The following is a 19,495-nucleotide window of genomic DNA, read 5'->3' as shown; positions in this document are numbered from 1 at the left end:
GAGGCACGTGTGCCCCCAACTCGATGCTGTGGAGGTTCTCCCGGATGCGCGATGGCAGGCGTGAACGTTCCGTCTTCCTCGGCCTGCTGCCCTGGCCGGAGCGGGTACAGGTGGCGCGGGCCCTGCGCACGGAGACGGTCGGCGGGCTGGTGCTGCTGGCGGCGGCCGTGGTGGCGCTGGTGTGGGCGAACACCCCGTGGAGCGGCACCTACGAGCACGTACGCGATGTCCATTTCGGGATACCGGCGCTCGGCCTGGACCTGTCGGTGGGGCACTGGACCGCGGACGGGCTGCTGACCATCTTCTTCCTGGTGGCCGGGATCGAACTGAAACGCGAGCTCGTCGTCGGCGAGCTGCGGACGCCCGCCACGGCCGCCCTGCCCGTGGTCGCCGCCCTGTGCGGCATGGCGGTCCCCGCCGCCGTCTACCTGGCCACCACCACACTCGGAGGCGGCCGCGGGCAGGGCTGGGCGGTGCCGATGGCCACCGACATCGCCTTCGCGCTCGCCGTCCTCGCGGTGCTCTCCACCCATCTGCCCTCCTCCCTGCGGGCCTTCCTGCTCACTCTGGCGGTGGTCGACGACCTGGGTGCGATCCTGGTGATCGCCCTTTTCTTCACCAGCGATCTGAACCCGACCGCGCTGGCCGGAGCCGCGGTGGGGCTGGTCGTGTTCTACGTGCTGCAGCGATTCCGGGTGCGCGGCTGGTGGTGGTACGTGCCGCTGGGCGTGGCGATCTGGGCGCTGACGTACAACGGCGGTGTGCACGCCACGGTCGCCGGTGTGGCGATGGGCCTGATCCTGCGGACCACCCGGGACGAGGGCGAGGCCGCCTCTCCGGGGGAGCGGACGGAGCATCTGCTGCGGCCGGTATCGGCCGGTGTGGCGGTTCCGCTCTTCGCGCTGTTCGCCGCAGGGGTGAGCGTCTCGGCCGGCGTCATGGGGGAGGTGTTCACACGTCCGGAGCCGCTGGGAGTGGTGCTGGGCCTGGTCGTGGGCAAGACGGTGGGAATCTTCGTGGGCACCTACGCGGCGGCCCGCTTCACCCGCGCCCGCCTCAACCCCGATCTGGCGTGGGCGGACGTGTTCGCCCTGGCGGTGCTGGCCGGGATCGGCTTCACCGTCGCCCTGCTCATCGGTGGACTGGCCTTCCCGGACCCGGCCGACGCGGAACACATCAAGGCCGCCGTTCTGCTCGGCTCGCTGCTCGCCGCGGCCGTGGCGGTGCTGCTGATCAAACGCCGCAACGGGATCTACCGCCGCCTGTGGGAGGCGGAGACACGGGACGAGGACGCCGACGGCGTGCCCGACATCTACCAGCGCACCGGCCCCGGCCGGGACACCGTCGAAGACACGGGCTGACGAAGCGCGGCCATGGTCGCGGGGAATCCCGCCGGGACACACCCCGGCGGAATCGCTACGGCCGAAGCGGTGCCCGTGTCCCCACCCGCGCTCGGGGTGATCACTCCAGCGGGTCATCACGAAGTGCGCTACGGAATGTAGACCTGCCCGGTCTGGGCGCCCTCCACGGATCGGACGTATGCCTGCGCGACGTCGGCGAGGACGACCGGTGCCATGCCGGGGAAGTAGTTCCCGTACTTGGCGAGGCTCTCGGTGAACACCGTGGGGCTGACCGCGTGACCCGGAGGCGGCCCTGCGCCAGGGAGACATCGACGCGGCGCTGGTGCGCACCACGCCCGCCCCGGGCGCCGGGCCGACCGTGCGGCCCCTGTACCCGGAGGGGCGCCTGGCCGCCGTGCCCGAGGACGATCCGCTTGCCCGGCGCCCGGCTGTGCGCCCGGCCGATCTCGCCGACCGCTCGGTGGTGCTGTGCGCCACCGCCGTGAGTACGGGGACCGGCTGCTCAGAGACTCGCCGCGTGATCGGGGACGTAGGTCCGCAGATCACGCGGCGGGCGCCGGTAGCCGGCCGACGGCGGGCGCTCGGGCAGGTCCAGCACCGGCGGCGGGACCTCGTGGTACGGCACGGATTCCAGCAGGTGGGCGATCATGTTCAGCCGGGCCCGCCGCTTGTCGTCGCTCTCGACCACGTACCAGGGTGCCTCGGAGATGTCGGTGTGCACCATCATCTCGTCCTTGGCCCGGGAGTACGCCTCCCAGCGGGTGATCGACTCCAGGTCCATCGGCGACAGCTTCCAGCGTCGCAACGGGTCCTCCAGCCGGCGCCGGAAGCGTTCCTGCTGCTCGGTGTCGCTCACCGAGAACCAGTACTTGCGCAGCAGGATCCCGTCCTCCACCAGCATCCGCTCGAAGACCGGGCACTGCCGCAGGAAGAGCTGGTACTCCTCCTTCGTACAGAAGCCCATCACCTGCTCGACCCCGGCCCGGTTGTACCAGGACCGGTCGAACAGCACGATCTCCCCGGCGGCCGGCAGGTGCTCGACATAGCGCTGGAAGTACCACTGGGTGCGCTCGCGCTCCGTAGGCTTCGGCAGAGCCGTGATCTGGGCGACGCGCGGGTTGAGATGCTCGGCGACCCGTTTGATCGTCCCGCCCTTGCCGGCCGCGTCCCGTCCCTCGAAGACCACGACCAGCCGGGCGCCCTTTGCCCGCACCCACTCCTGGAGCTTCACCAACTCCGTCTGCAGACGCAGCAGTTCCTTCTCGTACGCCGCACGCGGCACCTTCGTCGTCTTCTTGTCGGCCATGTCGCCTCCACCACCCGACGACCCCCGTCGATGAGTTCCGGAGTCACCCATGACCAAGGTCGAACACCAGAACGTCACCGTACTTTCCGACGGTGAGCCGCGCACCCGGACGTCCGCGGGCGGGCCGCCGACCACCTGGCCCCGGGCCGGATCCGAGCCCAGTACCGAGCATGTGTGCCGCCCGGGGCACGGCGGGCCGTCCGCGCTCGCCGACTCGTGACCGGTGAACGGACCTGCTTCGACCGGCTCTCCATGGCCCAGGCCCAACGCCGACCGCGCGCACAGCAGACACCTGGGACTGGGCCGGCACGGAGAACGACGGCTGACCGGATGTCGTCCCCAGCCCGCGCGGGAGACGTGCCCGGGTCGCGTCCCGCGTCGTGGTGTAGGGGATCAAGCGTTATGCGTTCCGGTACGAGGCCCCTGACGATCTCCGCAGAGGTGGCAGCCCACGAGGCGTCCTGCTGAGGCGAGTTGAACCCCTGGTCCGGCGGAGCCACCGTCCCTGACCTGCGGATTCCGGCGCCTTGATCGGCTACACCACCCGGCGGGACGCCATCCGTGCCCAGCCAGGAGGCTTCGGCCCCGGCATGAGGCGAAGAGCACTCGCCGCCGGGCTGGGCGGGGCCAACCCGGCGGCGAGGAAAGGGCTTCGGGCCAAGGCGTTACGCGGCCCGCGCGGTCCCGGGCCGGCGACCGCCGCCCTCTGCCGATACGGCCCCAAGGGCCCGGCTCCCGGCGCCGACTCAGCCGGCCGAAGCGGAGACGGAGCCGGTGACCGGAGGGGCGCGCCGACCCTGCCGCAGAGGTGCGACCGGGCCGGTGGCCTCCCTGCGCCGGACGACGGGACGGGGACCCGGTGGACCCGGTCGGCCGGTGACGTGGGCCGGACGCCCGGGCGGAGCGGACGTCTGTGGGACAAGCTGGATATGTGGGGCAATCGCGGCACTCGAAGAAGGACGGTGAGAGCGTCATGAAAGGCTTCGTCTTCCACGGACCCGGGCAGTCGGCCTGGGAGGAGATCCCGGACCCTGCCCTCGAGGAGCCCACCGACGCCGTCGTGCGGGTCGACGCCGTGACCATCTGCGGCACGGATCTGCACATCCTCAAGGGCGATGTGCCCGAGGTGCGCCCTGGCACGGTCCTCGGGCACGAGGCCGTCGGGGAGATCGTGGAGGTCGGCAGCGACGTCCGGACCGTACGTCCGGGCGACCGTGTGCTGGTCTCCTGTATCAACGCCTGCGGGCGCTGCCGCTACTGCCGGGAGAGCGCCTACGGCCAGTGCCGGGGCGGCGGAGGCTGGATCCTCGGCCACCTGATCGACGGCACCCAGGCCGAGTACGTCCGCGTCCCCTACGCCGACCTCTCCGTGCACGTGCTCCCCAGCGCCGTCGAGAGCCGGGACGCCGTACTGCTGGCGGACATCTTCCCCACGTCGTACGAGGTGGGCGTGCTCAACGGGCACGTACGCCCGGGGGACACCGTCGCCGTGGTCGGAGCCGGACCCATCGGCCTCGCGGCGGTCGCCACGGCGCGCCTGTTCGCACCCGAGCGGATCGTCGCCGTCGACCTGGCCGCGTCCCGGCTGGACGCCGCCAAGCAGCTCGGAGCCGATGCCGTGGCCGACGCCCGTGAGGAACCCGAGCAGCTGATCGCCGATCTCACCGACGGGCTCGGCGCGGACGTGGTCATCGAGGCGGTCGGCGTGCCGGAGAGCTTCGAGATGTGCACGCGCATGGTGCGTCCGGGCGGCCACGTGGCCAACGTCGGCGTACACGGCAAGCCCGCGACGCTGCACCTCGAAGACCTGTGGATCAAGAACGTGACCATCACCACCGGCCTGGTCGACACCCACTCCACCCCCACCCTGCTGCGCATGGCCGCTGCCGGCCGCCTGCCGACCGGGCAGTTGGTCACCCACACCTTCCCCCTGGACCGCATGGAGGAGGCGTACGACATCTTCGCCCGTGCCGCCGACACCGGCGCTCTGAAGGTGGTGCTCGGCGAGCGGTCGCACGAGGAGGTCGCCGTCCGGGCGGTCTGACGCCACCACCCCCCCCGACGGCCGACTGGGCCCTCGTGAGGCCGTGATGGACCTGGCGCGGATCCGGCGCGCGCACACGCCCCCGGCCGGAGCGGGCCGCGGGCCGGCCATCGTCCGGGGCATCGTCGAGGCCCATCAGGGACACGCCACCGTACGCGACATCACGGGCGGCTGCCGCTTCGAGGTGACCCTGCCGACGCCGACGCCGACGCCGACGCCGACGCCGACGCATGAGCGCGGACCCGCGCTCACGCACCGCGCAGTCGGGACGCGGCGAACTCCCGCATGCCCTCCTCGAACCCGACCTCCGGCTTCCAGCCCAGTTCGGCCCTCAGCCGGGACGAGTCCGCGGTGATGTGGCGTACGTCGCCCAAGCGGTACTCTCCGGTCACGGCGGGCTCCGGCCCGCCGCAGGCCGTGGCCAGCGCCCGTGCCATCTCGCCGACGGTGTGCGGCTCGCCGCTGCCGGCGTTGTACGCAGTCAGCCGGCCCTCGGCCGTGTCCGCCTCCAGCGCCGCCACGTTGGCCGCCGCGACATCCCGCACGTGCACGAAGTCCCGCCGCTGCCGCCCGTCCTCGAACACCCGAGGCGCCTCGCCGCGCGCGAGCGCGGAACGGAAGAAGGAGGCCACACCCGCGTACGGCGTGTCGCGCGGCATCCTGGGGCCGTACACGTTGTGGTACCGCAACGACACCGCCGAACCGCCTGTCGACCGGGCCCACGCGGCGGCCAGGTGCTCCTGGGCGAGCTTCGTCGTCGCGTACACGTTGCGCGGATCGACCGGAGCGTCCTCACCGACCAGCCCGGGAGACAGATCCGCTCCGCACACGGGGCACGCGGGCTCGAAGCGGCCCTCCGCCAGATCGGCCGCCGCGCGCGGCCCGGGCCGCACCGCCCCGTGCCGCCCGCACGTGTACCGCCCTTCCCCGTAGACCACCATCGACCCGGCGAGCACCAGCCGCCGCACCTCCGCCTCCGCCATGGCGGCGAGCAGGACGGCGGTACCCAGGTCGTTGTGGCTGACGTAGTCCGCCGCGTCGGCGACGCCGTTGCCGAGACCGACCATCGCCGCCTGATGACACACCGCGTCGACGCCGGCCAGGGCCCGCGAGACCGCCGTACGGTCTCGGACGTCGCCGCCCGCTTCCTCCCGTACGTCGAACACGACGGGCTCATGCCCGCGCTCCCTGAGAGCCTCGACGACATGGGACCCGATGAACCCGGCACCGCCGGTGATCAGTACACGCATGCACCGAACCCTAGGTCCGTCCCCCGTTCCCAGCGCAGCGGCTCTCCCACCACGTCACGACTCCGTAAGAGCAGGGGGCCGCCGCGGCCCACCCGGACGCTCGCGCTCGACCGCCGGCCGCGTCCCGGGTCGGCACCGGTCCCGGGCGGCTCGTACGAGGGTGTCGAAGAGGCCCTGTTGCGCCGGGTCCTCGTGGGCGGTGTCCTCGGGGTGCCACTGGACGGCGGTGAACCACCCGGCCGTGCCCGGCAGTTCGAGTCCTTCGACGGTGCCGTCGGCGGCGCGGGCGGTGACCGCGAGGCCCGGCGCGATGCCGCCGACCCGCTGGTGGTGGTAGCAGGACGCCTCGACCTTCTGCGCGCCGGTGGCCCGCTCCAGGAGGGTGCCGCGCCGGACGGCCACCGGGTGCACGACGTGCCGGTGTTCACGCTCCGGGCCGCCCATGTCCTGCTCCAGGGTGCCGCCGAGGGCGACGTTGACGACCTGGAGGCCGCGGCAGATCGCCAGCAGGGGAAGAGCCAGGTCCAGTGCCGTACGGGCGGCTTCGAGGTCGAAGGCGTCCTGCGCCTCGTCCACGTCGTAGACGCTGTCGTGCGTGTCGGTGGCGCCGTAGCGGTGCGGGGCTAGGTCTCCGCCGCCGGGAAGCAGGACGCCGTCGAAGCGGGCGAGGCGTGCGGCCACCTCGGTGTCGGCCGGGTGGATGCTCGCCGGTTCGCCGCCCGCCCGCCAGACCGCCTCGATCAGGGCACGGGCGTTGACCTCGGCCGCGTACCGCAGCGCGGAGGTCGTGGAGGCGAAGCGGGCCGGGACGGCGATGAGCGGTCGCGGGGGCGTCGTCACAGCTGGATCCACGTGGTCTTGAGTTCCGTGTACTTCTCGAGGGCGTGGGCGGACTTGTCGCGGCCGTTGCCCGACTGCTTCATGCCGCCGAAGGGGACGGTCAGGTCGCCCTCCTCGTAGCAGTTGACCCAGACCGTCCCGGCCCTGAGCGCGCGGGAGACCTTGTGGGCGGTGGACAGGTCGGAGGTCCACAGCCCCGCGGCGAGGCCGTACTCGGTGTCGTTGGCCAGCCGTACCGCGTCGTCGAGGTCGTCGAAGGTGAGGACGGACAGCACGGGGCCGAAGATCTCCTCGCGGGCCAGCCGCATGCCCGGGTCAACCTCGTCGAAGACGGTCGGCCGCAGATAGCTGCCGCCCGTGCCGGCCAGTGCGCGCCCGCCGCCGACCCGCAGCCGCGCGCCCTCCTCGACCCCCGTGCCGATGTGGCCGAGGACGCGCTCCAGATGGCTCTCGCCCACCAGCGCGCCCATCTCGGTCGCCGGGTCCAGTGGGTCACCGACCCGCAGTTCCCGGGCGCGGGCCACGATCGCCTCGGTGACGCGTTCGGCGACGGAGGAGTGCACCAGCAGCCGGGAGGGGGCGGTGCACATCTCGCCCTGGTTGAAGAAGATGCCCCAGGCGGCGGTGGCGGCGGCCCTCTCCAGGTCGGGGGCGTCTGGGAGGATGATGTTCGGTGACTTGCCGCCCAACTCCAACCAGACACGCTTGAGGTTGGAGTCGGCGGCGTAGCGCAGGAAGTGACGGCCGACCGCCGTGGACCCGGTGAACGCCAGGACGTCCACATCGGGGTGCAGGCCGATCGCCCGCCCGGCCACCGGCCCGTCACCGGTCACGACGTTGAGCACGCCCGGCGGCAGTCCGGCCTCGGTGGCGATCCGGCCGAGCAGCAGGGCGGAAAGCGGCGAGTTCTCCGACGGCTTCAGTACGACCGTGCAGCCCGCCGCCAGCGCCGGTGCCACCTTCCAACTCGCCAGTGTGAGGGGGAAGTTCCACGGCACGACGGCGCCCACCACCCCTGCCGGTTCCCGGGTGACCAGGGCGAGGGCGTCGGGAGAGGTGTGGGGCGACTCGTCGGTGAGTTTGTCGGCCAGTTGCCCGTACCAGCGGAAGGTGTTGATCGCGGCGCGCAGTTCGATGTCGTACGCGTCCGTGATCGGCTTGCCCATCTCCAGACTGATGGTGAGGGCGAGCTTCTCCCGCTGCTCTTCGAGCAGTTCGGCGACGCGCAGCAGGATCCGGCCCCGGTCGGCGGGCGCGAGACGTGGCCAGGGGCCGGAGTCGAAGGCCCGGCGGGCGGCGGCCACGGCCAGATCGACCTCGGCGGCCCGCGCGTCGGCGACCTCGACGAGGACCCGACCGTCGCGTGGGGAGACGACCGCGAACGCGGCACCTCCGCCCGGCTCGTCCGCCCCGTCGATGTGGTGCTGGGCGGGCGGGGCCAGGTCCCTGGCGCGACGCAGCAGGTCGTCGTGGTCGAGGGCCGGCATCAGCACTCCTCCTGTCGATGGTCCGATGGTCCGATGGTTCGTGGTGCGAACAGCGATGGCCGTGAGCCGTGAGCGGTGCCGCCGTCGGCGGATCCGGACGCCGGGGTCAGGTCGTGGCGGCCCGCTCGCGCCGGGTCAGCCGCGCCACGACGAGCCCCAGGAGCAGCACCGCCGGGACGGTCAGCTGGAGCCAGACGGCGGTGGTCTCGTCGCCGCCGATGAGCGTGGTGAAGTTCTCCAGGATGAGCCAGATCGCCCCGGCGATGCCCAGCGCGCCCAGCACCGGTGCGATCAGCGTGTTCCAGGGCCGGGTGTCGGCGCGGGAGCGGCGGAAGAAGACGACCACGGAGACGGAGGTCAGGAAGTAGAGCAGCATCATCGCCAGTACGGCGATCCCGCTGAACCAGGAGAAGAGCGTCAGCACCGGGTCCTTGCCCAGGAAAGCGAACGGCATGACCAGGGCCATCGCGATGACGGTCTGGACGATGCCGGCCGCCCAGGGGGAGTGGCGTCGGTTGAGCGAGGTCAGCCCGCGCGGCAGCAGGCCCTCACGGCCCAGGGAGAACAGGTAGCGGTTGGCGGAGTTGTGGAACGCCAGGATGCCGGCGAACAGGGAGGTGGCCAGCAGGACGGGCAGCACAGCGCCGGTCCACGCGCCGAACTCCGCCGCGATGGGGGCGAACACCCAGGTCGAGGCATCGCCGCCCTCCAGCGCCTCGCCCGCCTGGGCCGCCGCCCGGGACGCGCCGTGCGCGGAGACCAGCATCCACGAGGTGAACGCGAAGAAGCACGTGACCACCGCGACCGACAGATAGGTGGCGCGCGGGACCGTCTTTCTCGGCTCCCGGGCCTCCTCGCCGTAGATGGCCGTCGCCTCGAAGCCGAACATCGACGCCACGGCGAACATCAGCGCCACACCGGGGGCGCCCTGGAGCGCCGCCTCCGGCGAGAAGCTGTCGCCGAGGCCGAGCCCTTCCGGGCCGCCGCCCTTGACGAAGGTCACGACGGCGAAGGCGATCAGGATGCTGAACTCCGCCAGGACGAACACGGTCAGGACCTTCGCGCCCATCTCGATCCCGGTGGCGCCGAGGACCTGGACGACCACCATGGTGAGCAGGGCCCACACCCACCACGCGATGTGGACGTCGGCGTGGTGCTCGACGAGTCCGCTCACCGTCGCGCCGTACAGCCCGTACATCGCGGCCTGGATCGCGCAGTAGGCGAAGAGCGCGACACCGGCACTGCCGGAGCCTGCCGAGCGCCCGAGCCCCTTGCCGATGTACGTGTAGAAGGCGCCGGCGTCCACGACGTGGCGGCCCATCGCGACGAAGCCGATGGAGAACAGCAGGACCACGATGCCGGCCGCGAGATACGCGGCGGGGGCGCCGGCCCCGTTGCCGATGACGACGGCGATGGGGACCGCTCCGGCGATGCCGGTCAGTGGTGCCTGGGCGGAGAGGACGAAGAAGAGGATGCCCAGGACACCGAGGGAATCGGGCTTGAGCCTGCCTGCCGTGGATGAATCTTCCGTGCTGTGCGGGGCGACCGCCGTCTGACTGTCCACTCGGATCACCTGTCCGGAACGGGAACGGGAAGGGGAGGGGGAGGGGGAAGGGAAGGGAATCGTTTCGGGTCAAACGAGTTGCCTTATCGTGAGCCCGAACTATCCGATTGGCAAGGGGCTGCGTGAAGTTTTCTGCCCGGCGTCCGCCAACGCGGGAGAAGCTCAGGACGCAGGACGTCAGGGGCCTTGGAACACGCAGGTCAGGCGGCAGATCGGACGCTAGTGCCGCGGCAGGCGGCGTTCGCCCCGTCGCGGCGCCCGGCACGCCCTCTCGCCGCACCGGCCGAAAGCCCGAGTGCGGCCCGGTGCGAGGACTTCCGTCCGGCACGCCGAGGGCACGCACCGGACGCCGCTCCTTCATGGGCAAACGTCGCCCGCCGCGGCATTAGTCGCCGTTCGCGCGCGTGTCTTCGCCGTTCGCTTCGAGGAGCCGTAGCAGGGAGCGCAGCTCCTCCAGGGCCGCGTCCGTGACGTCGGGCTCGCCGAGGACGAGCTGATGCAGCACCAGGCCGTCGAGCGCGGCGAAGACCAGCCTGGCCACGGCCTTGTCCGTGCCGGCCGGGAGCATCCGGTCCAGCTCGCGCCGGGCGGCGTCGAAGTACTCGTCGTACAGCGCGCGGATCTGCGGCAGCAGCTCCGGACGGCGGCGGGACTCCAGCAGCAGCTCGTACTGGAACGCCTGGGTGTCCGGATCCGCCGTGACCATGTCGGACAGTCCGGTCGAGAAGTCCGCCACCCGGCCGGTGCCCGGTTCGAGCGCACTGGTGTTGAGCGAGGTGCGGATGGCGTGGGCGAGGGCCTCCTCGATCAGCGCGTCCCGCGACCCGAAGTGGTGCACGACCAGACCGTGGGTGACCCCCGCCTCCTCCGCGACGGCCCGATAGGTGAGCTTGCGCAGGCCGCCCCGCGCGACCACCCGCACGGCGGCCTTCAGCAGCGCCTCGCGCCCCTCGCCGTAGCTCAGCCGCTTGCGCGGCTTGCGGCTCTTCGGGGCGCCGGCGGAGTCGGTCATGCGGGCGACCCTACCTGTCCGCCCGCACACCGGGACGTCATCGCTTCGGCGGGCGGATGCCGCGGAACTCCCAGTCGCCGCCGAGCGCGGTGGACAGCACCTCCTCGGACTCCGTGGGCTGCGCGCCGACGTCGGTCCGTACGGGCGTGGGGCCGGTGACGATGTGGTTGGTGAGCCGGCCGAGGCCCTCCACCTCCACCTCGACGACGTCACCGGGCTGTACGGGCCGGGAGTTGGCCGGGGTGCCGGACAGCAGGACGTCACCCGGGTACAGCGTGATGGTGCGGGCGATGTCGGCGACGAGGTAGTGCATGTCCCACTTCATCTCGTCCGTCGAACCGTCCTGGACGGCCTCGCCGTTGACGTACGTCCGCAGCCGCTTGCCGTGGAAGTCCCAGTCGGTGACCAGCCCCGGGCCGAGCGGGCAGAGGGTGTCGGAGCCCTTCACCCGGAGCATGGAGCCGGCGTCGGTGTCGCGGAAGTCGTGCAGACCGTAGTCGTTGGCGATCGTGTAGCCGGCGATGTACTCGCCCGCCTCGGCCGGGGGGATGTTGCGGGCGGTCTTCCCGATGACGATGGCGACCTCGCCCTCGTAGTTGAGCCACTTGCAGCCCTCGGGGCGGACGACGGCGCCCCGGTGGGAGTTGAGGGAGGAGGTCGGCTTGTGGAAGTAGGTGGGGGCGTCGGGGAGGTCGATCCGGAACTCGTCGACGCGGCTGCGGTGGTTGAGGTGGACGGCGACGACCTTCGACGGCACGACCGGCGGGAGGTGCCGCGCCTCCTCGATCTTGACACGGCGGCCGTCCCCGGCGACCAGTTCGTCGCCGTCGACGGTGACCTGGGCGGTGGCCCCGTCCAGGAGGATGCGGCGGTACTCGGGCATGGCGGGTCTCCTAGAGGCTTGTGCGAGGGGTGCGCGGGGCGTCGCCCGCGGGTGTGCCGGTGCCGGCGTCGCCGGTCCAGCCGTCGGCCGGGCGGTCGAACCAGAGATGGACCTGGCCGGTGCCGATGGAGTTCTCGTACTCGCCGTACTGCCGGGCCCTGGCGACACAGGACCGCTCGCCCAGCGCGCCCGCCAGCATCAGATAGTGGAAGAACTTCGCCTCCGGCTTGTACTTCCAGAACTCGTCCATCGTGTCGAGGACCTTGTCGTGGCGGCCCTCCTTGAACCAGGCGATCCGCTCGTGGTCGGCCGCACGGGCCTCGGGAGTGAAGATGTGCACCGGGTCGCTGGCCTCGTGGTCGCGCAGCTCGCGCAGCGGCCAGAAGGTGTGCGACAGCGCACCCGAGGCGATCAGCAGCACCTTTCGCCCCGGTGTGGCGGCGATGCCGTCGGCGAGCGCCCGCCCCAGCCGCAGATGGTCCTCCATGTCCCCGGTCTGGCAGACCCCGATGGTCACCCACCGCTTGTCGGGCAGGCCCTCGCCGAGGAACTTCCACAGGTTGATGGTGGCGTAGTAGATCGGCAGGTACTCGTCGTCGATCGCGGTGATCCAGGTGCCGTGCTTGTCCGCGAACTTCTCGATGTTCAGGGCGAGTTCGGGGTCACCGGGAAAGTCGTACGGCATCCGGCACATCCCGCGCGGCAGTTCCTCGGAGGTGAAGAGTCCGGCACGGCGCGTCTGCCCGGTGACGACGAACTCGACCGTCGTCGCCCAGTGCGAGTCCAGGACGACCACGGTGTCGTACGCGTCGGCGCCGTCGCCCTCGAAGACGTCCGCGCGGAGCTGCCGGAGGCCGGTGACGAGGGTGATCTCCTTGCCCTCGTTGAGCTCCAGCCGGTCGGCCTCCGGCAGGACGATGGTGGGGACGTGGGCGAGGAGCCCCGCCCCGACGATCTCACCCATGGGTGATCCATCCGTTCGGTGCGGTCACGGTGTTCTTGACGTCGCAGTAGAAGTCGAAGCTCCAGGTGCCGCCCTCCCGGCCGACCCCGGAGTGACGGGAGCCGCCGAAGGGCGCCCGCAGATCGCGTACGAAGAAGCAGTTGACCCAGACCGTGCCCGCGACGAGCCGCTCGGTGACCCTCGCGGCGCGCTCGGGATCGCCGGTGGCGAGTGTGGCGGCGAGTCCGAAGCGGGTGTCGTTGGCGAGCCGGACCGCCTCGTCCTCGTCGGCGAAGGTCTGGAGGGTCAGGACGGGCCCGAAGACCTCCTCCTGCACGATCTCCGAGTCCTGGACGACATCGGTGAGCAGGGTGGGCGCGTAGTACTGCCCGTCCTTGCGGTGCCCGCCGACGACCGCACGGGCCCCGGCCGCGACCGCCCGCCGCACGAACCCGTCGATCTTCTCCACCTGCCGCGGGTGGATGTTGGGCCCGACATCGGTCGCCTCGTCGCGCGGATCACCCTGCTTCAAGGCGCCGGCCTTCTTGACGAACCGTCGTGTGAACTCCTCGACGACCGTCTGCTCGACGAGGAAGCGGGTGGCGGCCAGACACACCTGCCCGGCGTTGTCGTACTGCTCCACCGCGAGGTCAACCGCGAGGTCCAGGTCGGCGTCGGCGAACACCAACAGCGGTGACTTGCCGCCGAGTTCGAGGCTGAGCGGGGTGAGGTTGGGTGCCGCCGACGCGGCGATCCGCTTGGCCGTCGGCACCGATCCCGTGAAGCTGATCCGGCGAACGTCCGGATGCGAGGTGAGCGCGTCACCGATCTCCGAGCCGTACCCCTGCACGACGTTCAGCACCCCGGCGGGCAGCCCCGCCTCGGCGGCGATGTCCGCCAGCAGCGACGCGGTCAGCGGGGTCCACTCGGCGGGCTTGAGGACCACCGTGTTGCCGGCGGCGAGGGCGGGGGCGACCTTCCAGGTGGCCATCATCAGCGGCGCGTTCCACGGCGTGATCAGCACGGACGGCCCCGCCGGGTCCCAGCTCACGTGGTTGGTGTGCCCGCGTGTCTCGAAGTCCTCGTGCTCCAGTGTCAGCAGCCAGTCCGCGAAGAACCGGAAATTGTGCGCCGCCCGGGGCATGACCCCTCGCCGGTGCGAACGCAGCAGAGCCCCGTTGTCGTTCGTCTCGACGATGGCCAACTCTTCGAGCCGCCTCTCGACCCCGTCGGCGATGGCGTGCAGGATGCGGGACCGTTCAGCGCGGGACGTGGCGGCCCAGGCGGGAAAGGCGTCACGGGCAGCGCCGACGGCGGCCTCGGCCTCGGCGGCTCCACCGCGAGAGATCTCGCCGAGAACCCGACCATCTACGGGGGAGGCATCAGTGAAGGTCTCGGCGGAGGCGACCCGCCGGCCACCGATCCAGTGCCGGGTGTCGACGGAGACCCCGGCGACGACGATCTTGTCAGACATGAGAAGGGATTCCCTTTCGGAGAAGGAGCGGACCAGCCCACCCAGGGGCGCGGGGCTGGTCGATGTGCGGCTCCGCCGCGTGGCCGCGATCAGCCACAACGAACCCGCGGTGGCCCACCGGCCTCACCCGGCCGACGCCTCGGACGTCCCGGACTCCAGCAGCCGCCCGCCGTCCCAGACGACCCCCACCTGCCGGTAGTACGCGGCGATCGGCTCCTCGATCGTCAGCCGGGCCAGCTCCTCCGTCGGCGCCTCGAAGAGTTCCAGCTCGGCGTCTCCGACCCACGGCTGACCCCCCTCGAAGGAAGCCGCCCCGGACTCGATCAACTCGTCCAGCGCCAGCCCCTTCCCCTTCTCGATCGACGGCAGCCACCGGTGATGAGCCATGGGATGCGCATTCACGAACCCGTTCGTCTCCGTCGGCTCCCGCAGCGTCACCACGGCCTGGGCGAGCCGCCGGTCGGCCGCAGCCAGCGTCGCCCCGAACCGCGCCCCCGCAGCGATCCGCGGAGCGGGCCCGTACGGATGGGGCCGCGTCTGGTGGATGGACCCGAGCTTCTTCGGATACCCCTGGTGCAGCCCGCGGGCGATTGCGAAGTCCTTGTCGACCCAGATGTGCACGCACCGCGAGTACGTCTGTCCCCTGTACGCGCAGCGGACGACGGCGAAGGCCTCCTTGTACTGGGAGAGCACGGGGTCCAGCAGCTCCGCCCCCGACGCCGAGCAGGACTGCCAGTCCGCCCAGACCAGTGCCACGGCACCCGGGTCCTCGTCCGCCAACTCCAGGGGCTCGGGCAGCAGTTCACGTACCCGGGCGGGGTCGGTGCGGTACTCGACAGTCAGCAGGTCCCCCGAATAACGCCACGGCGGGGCCGGAATCAGAGACGAGGCACCGCTCGCCGTCTTGGGGTGGAAGTATCCACGAACGCTGGTCATGTCAGGAGGATCCTTACGCGGTGAGGGCGGGCTGCTTGAGCAGTTCGGCGCGGTAGCGGGCCGCTGAGGACACGGTGGCGGGGCCGCCGAGCGCCACGACACCGACCAGCCGGCCGTCGTGGTGGTAGCCGGCCAGGACGTCCGCGGCCGGGTCGCCGTCCAGGACGTCCGCGGCCGGGTCGCCGTCCAGGACCCGTACGTCGTCCCGGCCGAGCACCGGCGCGCCGAAGGACTGGAGCCGGAAGTCGTGCTGATCGCTCCAGAAGGTGGGCAGTGGCGCGAAGGCCGCCGACTCGCTCTCGACACCGGTGAGATGGGCGACGAGCACCTTCGCCGCGTGCCTGGCGGTGTCCGTGGGGATGGACCAGTGCTCGACCCGGCGCGGTACTTCGTCGTAGCGGGCGTTGGGGAAGCGGGCGACATCGCCCACCGCGACCACGTCCGGCCGCCCGCCGACCCGCAGCCGCTCGTCGGTGCGGACACCGTCGGCCAGGTCGAGGCCGTTGCCGTCGAGCCACTCGGTGTTCGCGAGCGAGCCGACCGATTCCACGACCACGTCGGCGGGCAGGACGGTCCCGTCGCCGAGCGCGACGCCCGTGACGCGGTCCTCGCCCTCGAACCCGGTGACGCCCGTGCTGAGCGCGAAGCGCACCCCGCGCTCCTCGTGCCGCCGCAGCAGCGCGCGTCCGAGGAGTTCGCCGAGCGGGCCGACCATGGGCAGCGGCAGCGGATCGACGACGGTCACCTCGGTGACGCCGAGGCCCACGGCGGTGGCGGCCACCTCGCAGCCGATGAACCCGGCGCCGACGACGACCAGCCGGACACCGGGCCGCGTCAGCTCGTCCCGCAGGCCCCGCGCGTCGGCGAGCGTACGGACCGTGTGACGGCCCGCGAGGGGGCCGGGGCAGGACAGCCGCCGGGGGCGCATGCCGGTGGCGACGACCAGACCCTCGTACGGCAGCTCCGAGCCGTCGTCGAGCACGACGGTCCGCTCGGTGAGGCGGGAGGCGACGACCTTCGTGCCGAGGCGCCACTCGACGTCGGCGACGCTCGCGCGGGGACGGAAGGCCAGCGACTCGAAGGGCGCCTTCCCGGCCAGCACCTCCTTGGAGAGCGGGGGCCGGTTGTAGGGCATGTGCGGCTCGTCGCCGACGAGCGTGATCGCCCCGGTCCAGCCGGCCGCACGCAGCTGTTCGGCGGCGCGCAGCCCGGCCATGGAGGCTCCGGCCACGACGACGCGGGCACTGCTGGACGTCATGGTCACGCCTCGATCCGGATGGCCTGGAGCGGACAGACGTCGGCGGCTTCCTCGACCTCGTCGAGCAGGGCGTCGTCGGGGTCGCTGACGTAGGCCAGACGCCCGTTCTCGTCGAGCCGGAAGACGTCGGGGGCCGCGAAGACGCACTGTCCGTGGTCCTGGCACTTGTTCATGTCGACGACGACCTTCATGGCCGGTCCTCCTGGGAGTGAGGGCGTCGGGCGGGGATGGAGCGGTAGCTCGTTTGACTTCAAACAACATAGAAAGCCGCCCCCCTCTGGTCAATACCTGTCCAGCTGGATAATTTTTGACCCTCACCCCTTGCGGGTCGAGGGAGCCGTTCCTATCGTTTGGCATCAAACAACTGGCCTCAGCCGCCGAGGAGACAACGGTGAGCGCATCTGAAACACCGGACCCCCGTCAATACCAGGAGCGGCTGGCCGCCGAAGGTATCGACGTGGTCCGGGTGACCTACCCCGATCTCATCGGCACCGACCGTGCCCGGGACGTCCTGGTCGAGCAGTTGCCCACGGTGTGCGAGCACGGACTGGCCTTCTGCCGGGCGGTCTACCACACCTCGCCCCAGGGCGACGTCGTCCCCGTGCCCGGCGGCCTGGACGCCGGCCTGCCCGACATCACCGTGCGTCCCGACCTCGACACCCTGGTCGCACTGCCCTGGGAGCCCGGGGTCGCCTCCTGCCTCGGCGAGACCGTCGACCCGGCGACCGGATCACCCGCCCCCGAGTCGCCGCGCGACCTGCTGCGCTCGGTGCTCGACCGGTGCGCCGAGCAGGGCCTGCGCCCGGTCGTCGGCCCCGAACTCGAATACTTCCTCTGCGATGAGGACCCGGCCTCCCCGAGCGGCTGGAAGCGCTACTCGGGCGCCACCGGCGTCGTCTACACCGCCGGCCTGCGCGCCGACCCCGACAACCATCTGCTGCGCACCCTGCGCCGGCTCCGCGACCTCCGCATCGGCGTCACCAACGGCAACCACGAGTTCGACGGCGGCCAGTTCGAGATCAACCTGACGCACTCGGAGGCCCTGTCGGCCGCCGACCGCTCCTTCCGCTTCAAGGCCGCCGTCAAGGAACTCGCGCGCAAGGAGGGCCGCCTCGCCACCTTCATGGCCAGGCCCTTCAACGACGCGGGCGGCTCCGGCTTCCACCTCCACCTCTCCTGCGAGGACGACCGGGGACGCAACGCCTTCGACGACCCCTCGGACCAGTACGGACTGTCCGCCACCGCCCGCCACGCGATCGCCGGTGTCCTCGCCCACGCCCCGGCCCTGGCCGCCCTCGCCAACCCGACGGTCAACTCCTACAAACGTTTCGGCCCGGACACCCTCGCGCCCTGGCTGATCGACTGGGGACTGGACAACCGCAGCGCGATGGTCCGCATCCCGCCCGAGCGCGGCTCCGGCGCCCGTCTGGAGCTACGGCTCGGCGACGCCGGCGCCAACCCGTATCTGCTGATCGCGGGCACGATCGCCGCCGCACTGCTCGGCGTCCGGGCGGGCGAGGAGCCGCCCGCCCCGCTGGAGGGCTACGGCTACGACACCGCCCGAGCGGCCGTGGTGCCGATGAGCCTGCCCGCCGCCCTCGACGCGCTGGAGGCGGACACCGCCCTGACCGAGATCCTCGGCAAGGACTTCACCACCTCGTACCTCACCTACAAGCGCGACGAGGTCGAACGCTTCCAACGGCACGTCACCGACTGGGAGTTCACCGAATACGCCTACCACCTGTGACGTCGGGGAGAGCCATCGCCATGACCACTTCCACCCACCTGCCCTCCGTACGCGAAGCCGTCCAGGAACCCATGCCGCTCGACGAGGTGGACCTCGCCGACCTCGACAACTTCACCGACGGCGTCACCCCGTGGCGCATGTTCCACACCCTGCGCCACCAGGATCCGGTCCACTGGCAGCCCGAGGAAGCACCCAACTCCGGCTTCTGGGCGGTGACCCGGCACGCCGACATCGCCCGCGTCGACCGCGACGCGGAGACCTTCACCTCGACCAGGTTCGTCAACCTGGAGGAGGTCGACGAGGACCAGATCAAGAAACGCGCCTCCATCCTGGAACTGGACGGCGTCCGCCACCGCGCGCTGCGCGGCGTCATCCAGCGCCAGTTCGGCGCGAGCGTCATCAACAGCTACACCGACTTCCTGCGCGGCCTGACCGCCACCACCCTCGACACGGCCCTCGCCAAGGGCACCTTCGACTTCGTCGCCGACGTCTCCGCCGACTTCCCCATCAACGTCCTCGCCCGGCTCCTGGACGTGCAGCCGGAGGACAACCAGCGCCTCATCGACTGGGGCAACCGCATCATCGGCAACACCGACCCCGACTACGCCGACGTCCTGCTGAACAGCGCGGACAGCGAGCAGTACCGGCATCTGCCCTTCCGTTCGCCCGCCTCGCTGGAGGTCTTCGAGTACGGCCGTGAGCTGGCCCGGCAGCGGCGCGGCGGCGGCGGCACGGACCTGGTGTCGAAGCTGGTGAACACCACCCCCAAGGACGGTGTACCGCTCTCGCCGCAGGACTTCGACAACTACTTCCTGCTCCTCGTCGTGGCCGGCAACGAGACCACCCGCCACACCATCACCCACTCCATGCTGGCCCTGCTCCAGCACCCGGAGCAGCTCGCCCGCCTCCAGGAGGACCCGTCCCTGATCCCGGTGGCGACCGAGGAGTTCCTGCGCTGGGCGTCCCCCGTCTACCACTTCCGCCGCACCGCGACCCGTGACGTCGAACTCGGCGGGAAGCAGGTCAAGGAGGGCGACAAGGTCGTCATGTGGTACGCCTCCGGCAACCGCGACGAGGAGGTCTTCGGCAACCCGCACGACTTCGACGTCGCACGCGCCGACAACGACCACGTCACCTTCGGCAAGGGCAGCCCGCACCTGTGCCTCGGCAACCTGCTCGCCCGCACCGAGATCCGCATCATGTTCGAGGAGCTGATCCCGCGCATCGCCGGCATCCGCCTCGTCGGCGACGTGCCGCGCGTCCGTTCCAACTTCGTCAACGGCATCAAGAAGCTGCCGGTCGAGGTCACCCTGGCCTGACCACGGCCTGGTGCCGCGGCACTGGCCGACCGGATCGGGCACAGGATGTCGGGTGCGGCAAGGTGGCTCCT

16 protein-coding genes and 3 pseudogenes are annotated in these 19,495 nt (G+C 71.4%); 6 read left to right on the top strand and 13 right to left on the bottom strand.

From position 1 onward, the window contains the following. The first annotated feature begins 44 nt into the window (after nucleotides 1-44). On the top strand, nucleotides 45-1,361 hold the full coding sequence (nhaA, locus tag WBG99_RS02060) for a Na+/H+ antiporter NhaA (RefSeq protein ID WP_338894626.1): 1,317 nt from the start codon (nucleotides 45-47) through the stop codon (nucleotides 1,359-1,361). A 128-nt stretch (nucleotides 1,362-1,489) separates the two neighbouring features. On the opposite strand, the pseudogene WBG99_RS02055 reads toward nhaA, so the two are convergent. Beyond that, a pseudogene (locus tag WBG99_RS02055) lies at nucleotides 1,490-1,639 on the bottom strand (short chain dehydrogenase); the annotation flags it as partial. Between the two features lie 44 nt (nucleotides 1,640-1,683). Here WBG99_RS02055 and WBG99_RS02050 point away from each other — a divergent pair. Continuing rightward, nucleotides 1,684-1,770, top strand: a pseudogene (locus WBG99_RS02050) (hypothetical protein); the annotation flags it as partial. A gap of 93 nt (nucleotides 1,771-1,863) precedes the next feature. On the opposite strand, the gene ppk2 reads toward WBG99_RS02050, so the two are convergent. After that, a complete protein-coding gene (gene ppk2 / locus WBG99_RS02045; RefSeq protein ID WP_338894625.1) occupies nucleotides 1,864-2,667 on the bottom strand; it encodes a polyphosphate kinase 2 in 804 nt (267 codons plus the stop codon). A 973-nt stretch (nucleotides 2,668-3,640) separates the two neighbouring features. Between ppk2 and WBG99_RS02040 the strand changes: the two genes are divergently transcribed. Further along, entirely contained in the window at nucleotides 3,641-4,711 is a 1,071-nt protein-coding gene (locus tag WBG99_RS02040; RefSeq protein WP_338894624.1) for a zinc-dependent alcohol dehydrogenase family protein, read from the top strand. 70 nt (nucleotides 4,712-4,781) lie between these two features. Next, nucleotides 4,782-4,907 (top strand): annotated as a pseudogene (locus tag WBG99_RS02035) (two-component sensor histidine kinase); the annotation flags it as partial. Nucleotides 4,908-4,959: 52 nt separating this feature from the next. Here WBG99_RS02035 and WBG99_RS02030 read toward each other — a convergent pair. The 11 genes from WBG99_RS02030 to WBG99_RS01980 form a co-directional block, all read right to left on the bottom strand. Further along, the gene (locus WBG99_RS02030) at nucleotides 4,960-5,961 is read right to left on the bottom strand and encodes an NAD-dependent epimerase/dehydratase family protein (RefSeq protein ID WP_338894623.1); all 1,002 of its coding nucleotides are present in this window, start codon (nucleotides 5,959-5,961) and stop codon (nucleotides 4,960-4,962) included. 54 nt (nucleotides 5,962-6,015) lie between these two features. Then, entirely contained in the window at nucleotides 6,016-6,801 is a 786-nt protein-coding gene (locus tag WBG99_RS02025) for a gamma-glutamyl-gamma-aminobutyrate hydrolase family protein (protein WP_338894622.1), read from the bottom strand. Next, nucleotides 6,798-8,288: an aldehyde dehydrogenase gene (locus tag WBG99_RS02020; protein WP_338894621.1), complete on the bottom strand. Its 1,491-nt coding sequence runs from the start codon at nucleotides 8,286-8,288 to the stop codon at nucleotides 6,798-6,800. The genes WBG99_RS02025 and WBG99_RS02020 overlap by 4 nt, the downstream gene beginning before the upstream one ends. A 106-nt stretch (nucleotides 8,289-8,394) precedes the next feature. Further along, nucleotides 8,395-9,852, bottom strand: a complete 1,458-nt coding sequence (locus WBG99_RS02015) for an APC family permease (protein WP_338894620.1) — start codon at nucleotides 9,850-9,852, stop codon at nucleotides 8,395-8,397. A 385-nt stretch (nucleotides 9,853-10,237) separates the two neighbouring features. Further along, nucleotides 10,238-10,864 (bottom strand): TetR family transcriptional regulator, encoded by a 627-nt coding sequence (locus tag WBG99_RS02010; RefSeq protein ID WP_338894619.1) that lies wholly within the window; start codon nucleotides 10,862-10,864, stop codon nucleotides 10,238-10,240. Nucleotides 10,865-10,901: 37 nt separating this feature from the next. Further along, on the bottom strand, nucleotides 10,902-11,747 hold the full coding sequence (locus tag WBG99_RS02005) for a fumarylacetoacetate hydrolase family protein (protein ID WP_338894618.1): 846 nt from the start codon (nucleotides 11,745-11,747) through the stop codon (nucleotides 10,902-10,904). A gap of 10 nt (nucleotides 11,748-11,757) precedes the next feature. After that, the gene (locus WBG99_RS02000) at nucleotides 11,758-12,711 is read right to left on the bottom strand and encodes a 3,4-dihydroxyphenylacetate 2,3-dioxygenase (protein ID WP_338894616.1); all 954 of its coding nucleotides are present in this window, start codon (nucleotides 12,709-12,711) and stop codon (nucleotides 11,758-11,760) included. Continuing rightward, nucleotides 12,704-14,164: an aldehyde dehydrogenase gene (locus WBG99_RS01995; RefSeq protein ID WP_338894615.1), complete on the bottom strand. Its 1,461-nt coding sequence runs from the start codon at nucleotides 14,162-14,164 to the stop codon at nucleotides 12,704-12,706. The genes WBG99_RS02000 and WBG99_RS01995 overlap by 8 nt, the downstream gene beginning before the upstream one ends. Nucleotides 14,165-14,287: 123 nt before the next feature. Then, nucleotides 14,288-15,100: an acetoacetate decarboxylase family protein gene (locus WBG99_RS01990; protein WP_338894614.1), complete on the bottom strand. Its 813-nt coding sequence runs from the start codon at nucleotides 15,098-15,100 to the stop codon at nucleotides 14,288-14,290. Nucleotides 15,101-15,113: 13 nt separating this feature from the next. Then, the gene (locus tag WBG99_RS01985; protein ID WP_338894613.1) at nucleotides 15,114-16,358 is read right to left on the bottom strand and encodes an FAD-dependent oxidoreductase; all 1,245 of its coding nucleotides are present in this window, start codon (nucleotides 16,356-16,358) and stop codon (nucleotides 15,114-15,116) included. A gap of 2 nt (nucleotides 16,359-16,360) precedes the next feature. Beyond that, nucleotides 16,361-16,549 (bottom strand): ferredoxin, encoded by a 189-nt coding sequence (locus WBG99_RS01980; RefSeq protein WP_338894612.1) that lies wholly within the window; start codon nucleotides 16,547-16,549, stop codon nucleotides 16,361-16,363. A 200-nt stretch (nucleotides 16,550-16,749) separates the two neighbouring features. Here WBG99_RS01980 and WBG99_RS01975 point away from each other — a divergent pair, with 200 nt between their 5' ends. Together WBG99_RS01975 and WBG99_RS01970 are read left to right on the top strand one after the other, a co-directional pair. Next, entirely contained in the window at nucleotides 16,750-18,105 is a 1,356-nt protein-coding gene (locus WBG99_RS01975) for a glutamine synthetase family protein (protein ID WP_338894611.1), read from the top strand. Nucleotides 18,106-18,125: 20 nt separating this feature from the next. Then, a complete protein-coding gene (locus tag WBG99_RS01970; protein ID WP_338894610.1) occupies nucleotides 18,126-19,424 on the top strand; it encodes a cytochrome P450 in 1,299 nt (432 codons plus the stop codon). Nucleotides 19,425-19,495: the final 71 nt, after the last annotated feature.

The organism is Streptomyces sp. TG1A-60, from assembly GCF_037201975.1.
GTDB lineage: Bacteria > Actinomycetota > Actinomycetes > Streptomycetales > Streptomycetaceae > Streptomyces.
This window is presented reverse-complemented; position numbering and strand designations above follow the sequence as displayed.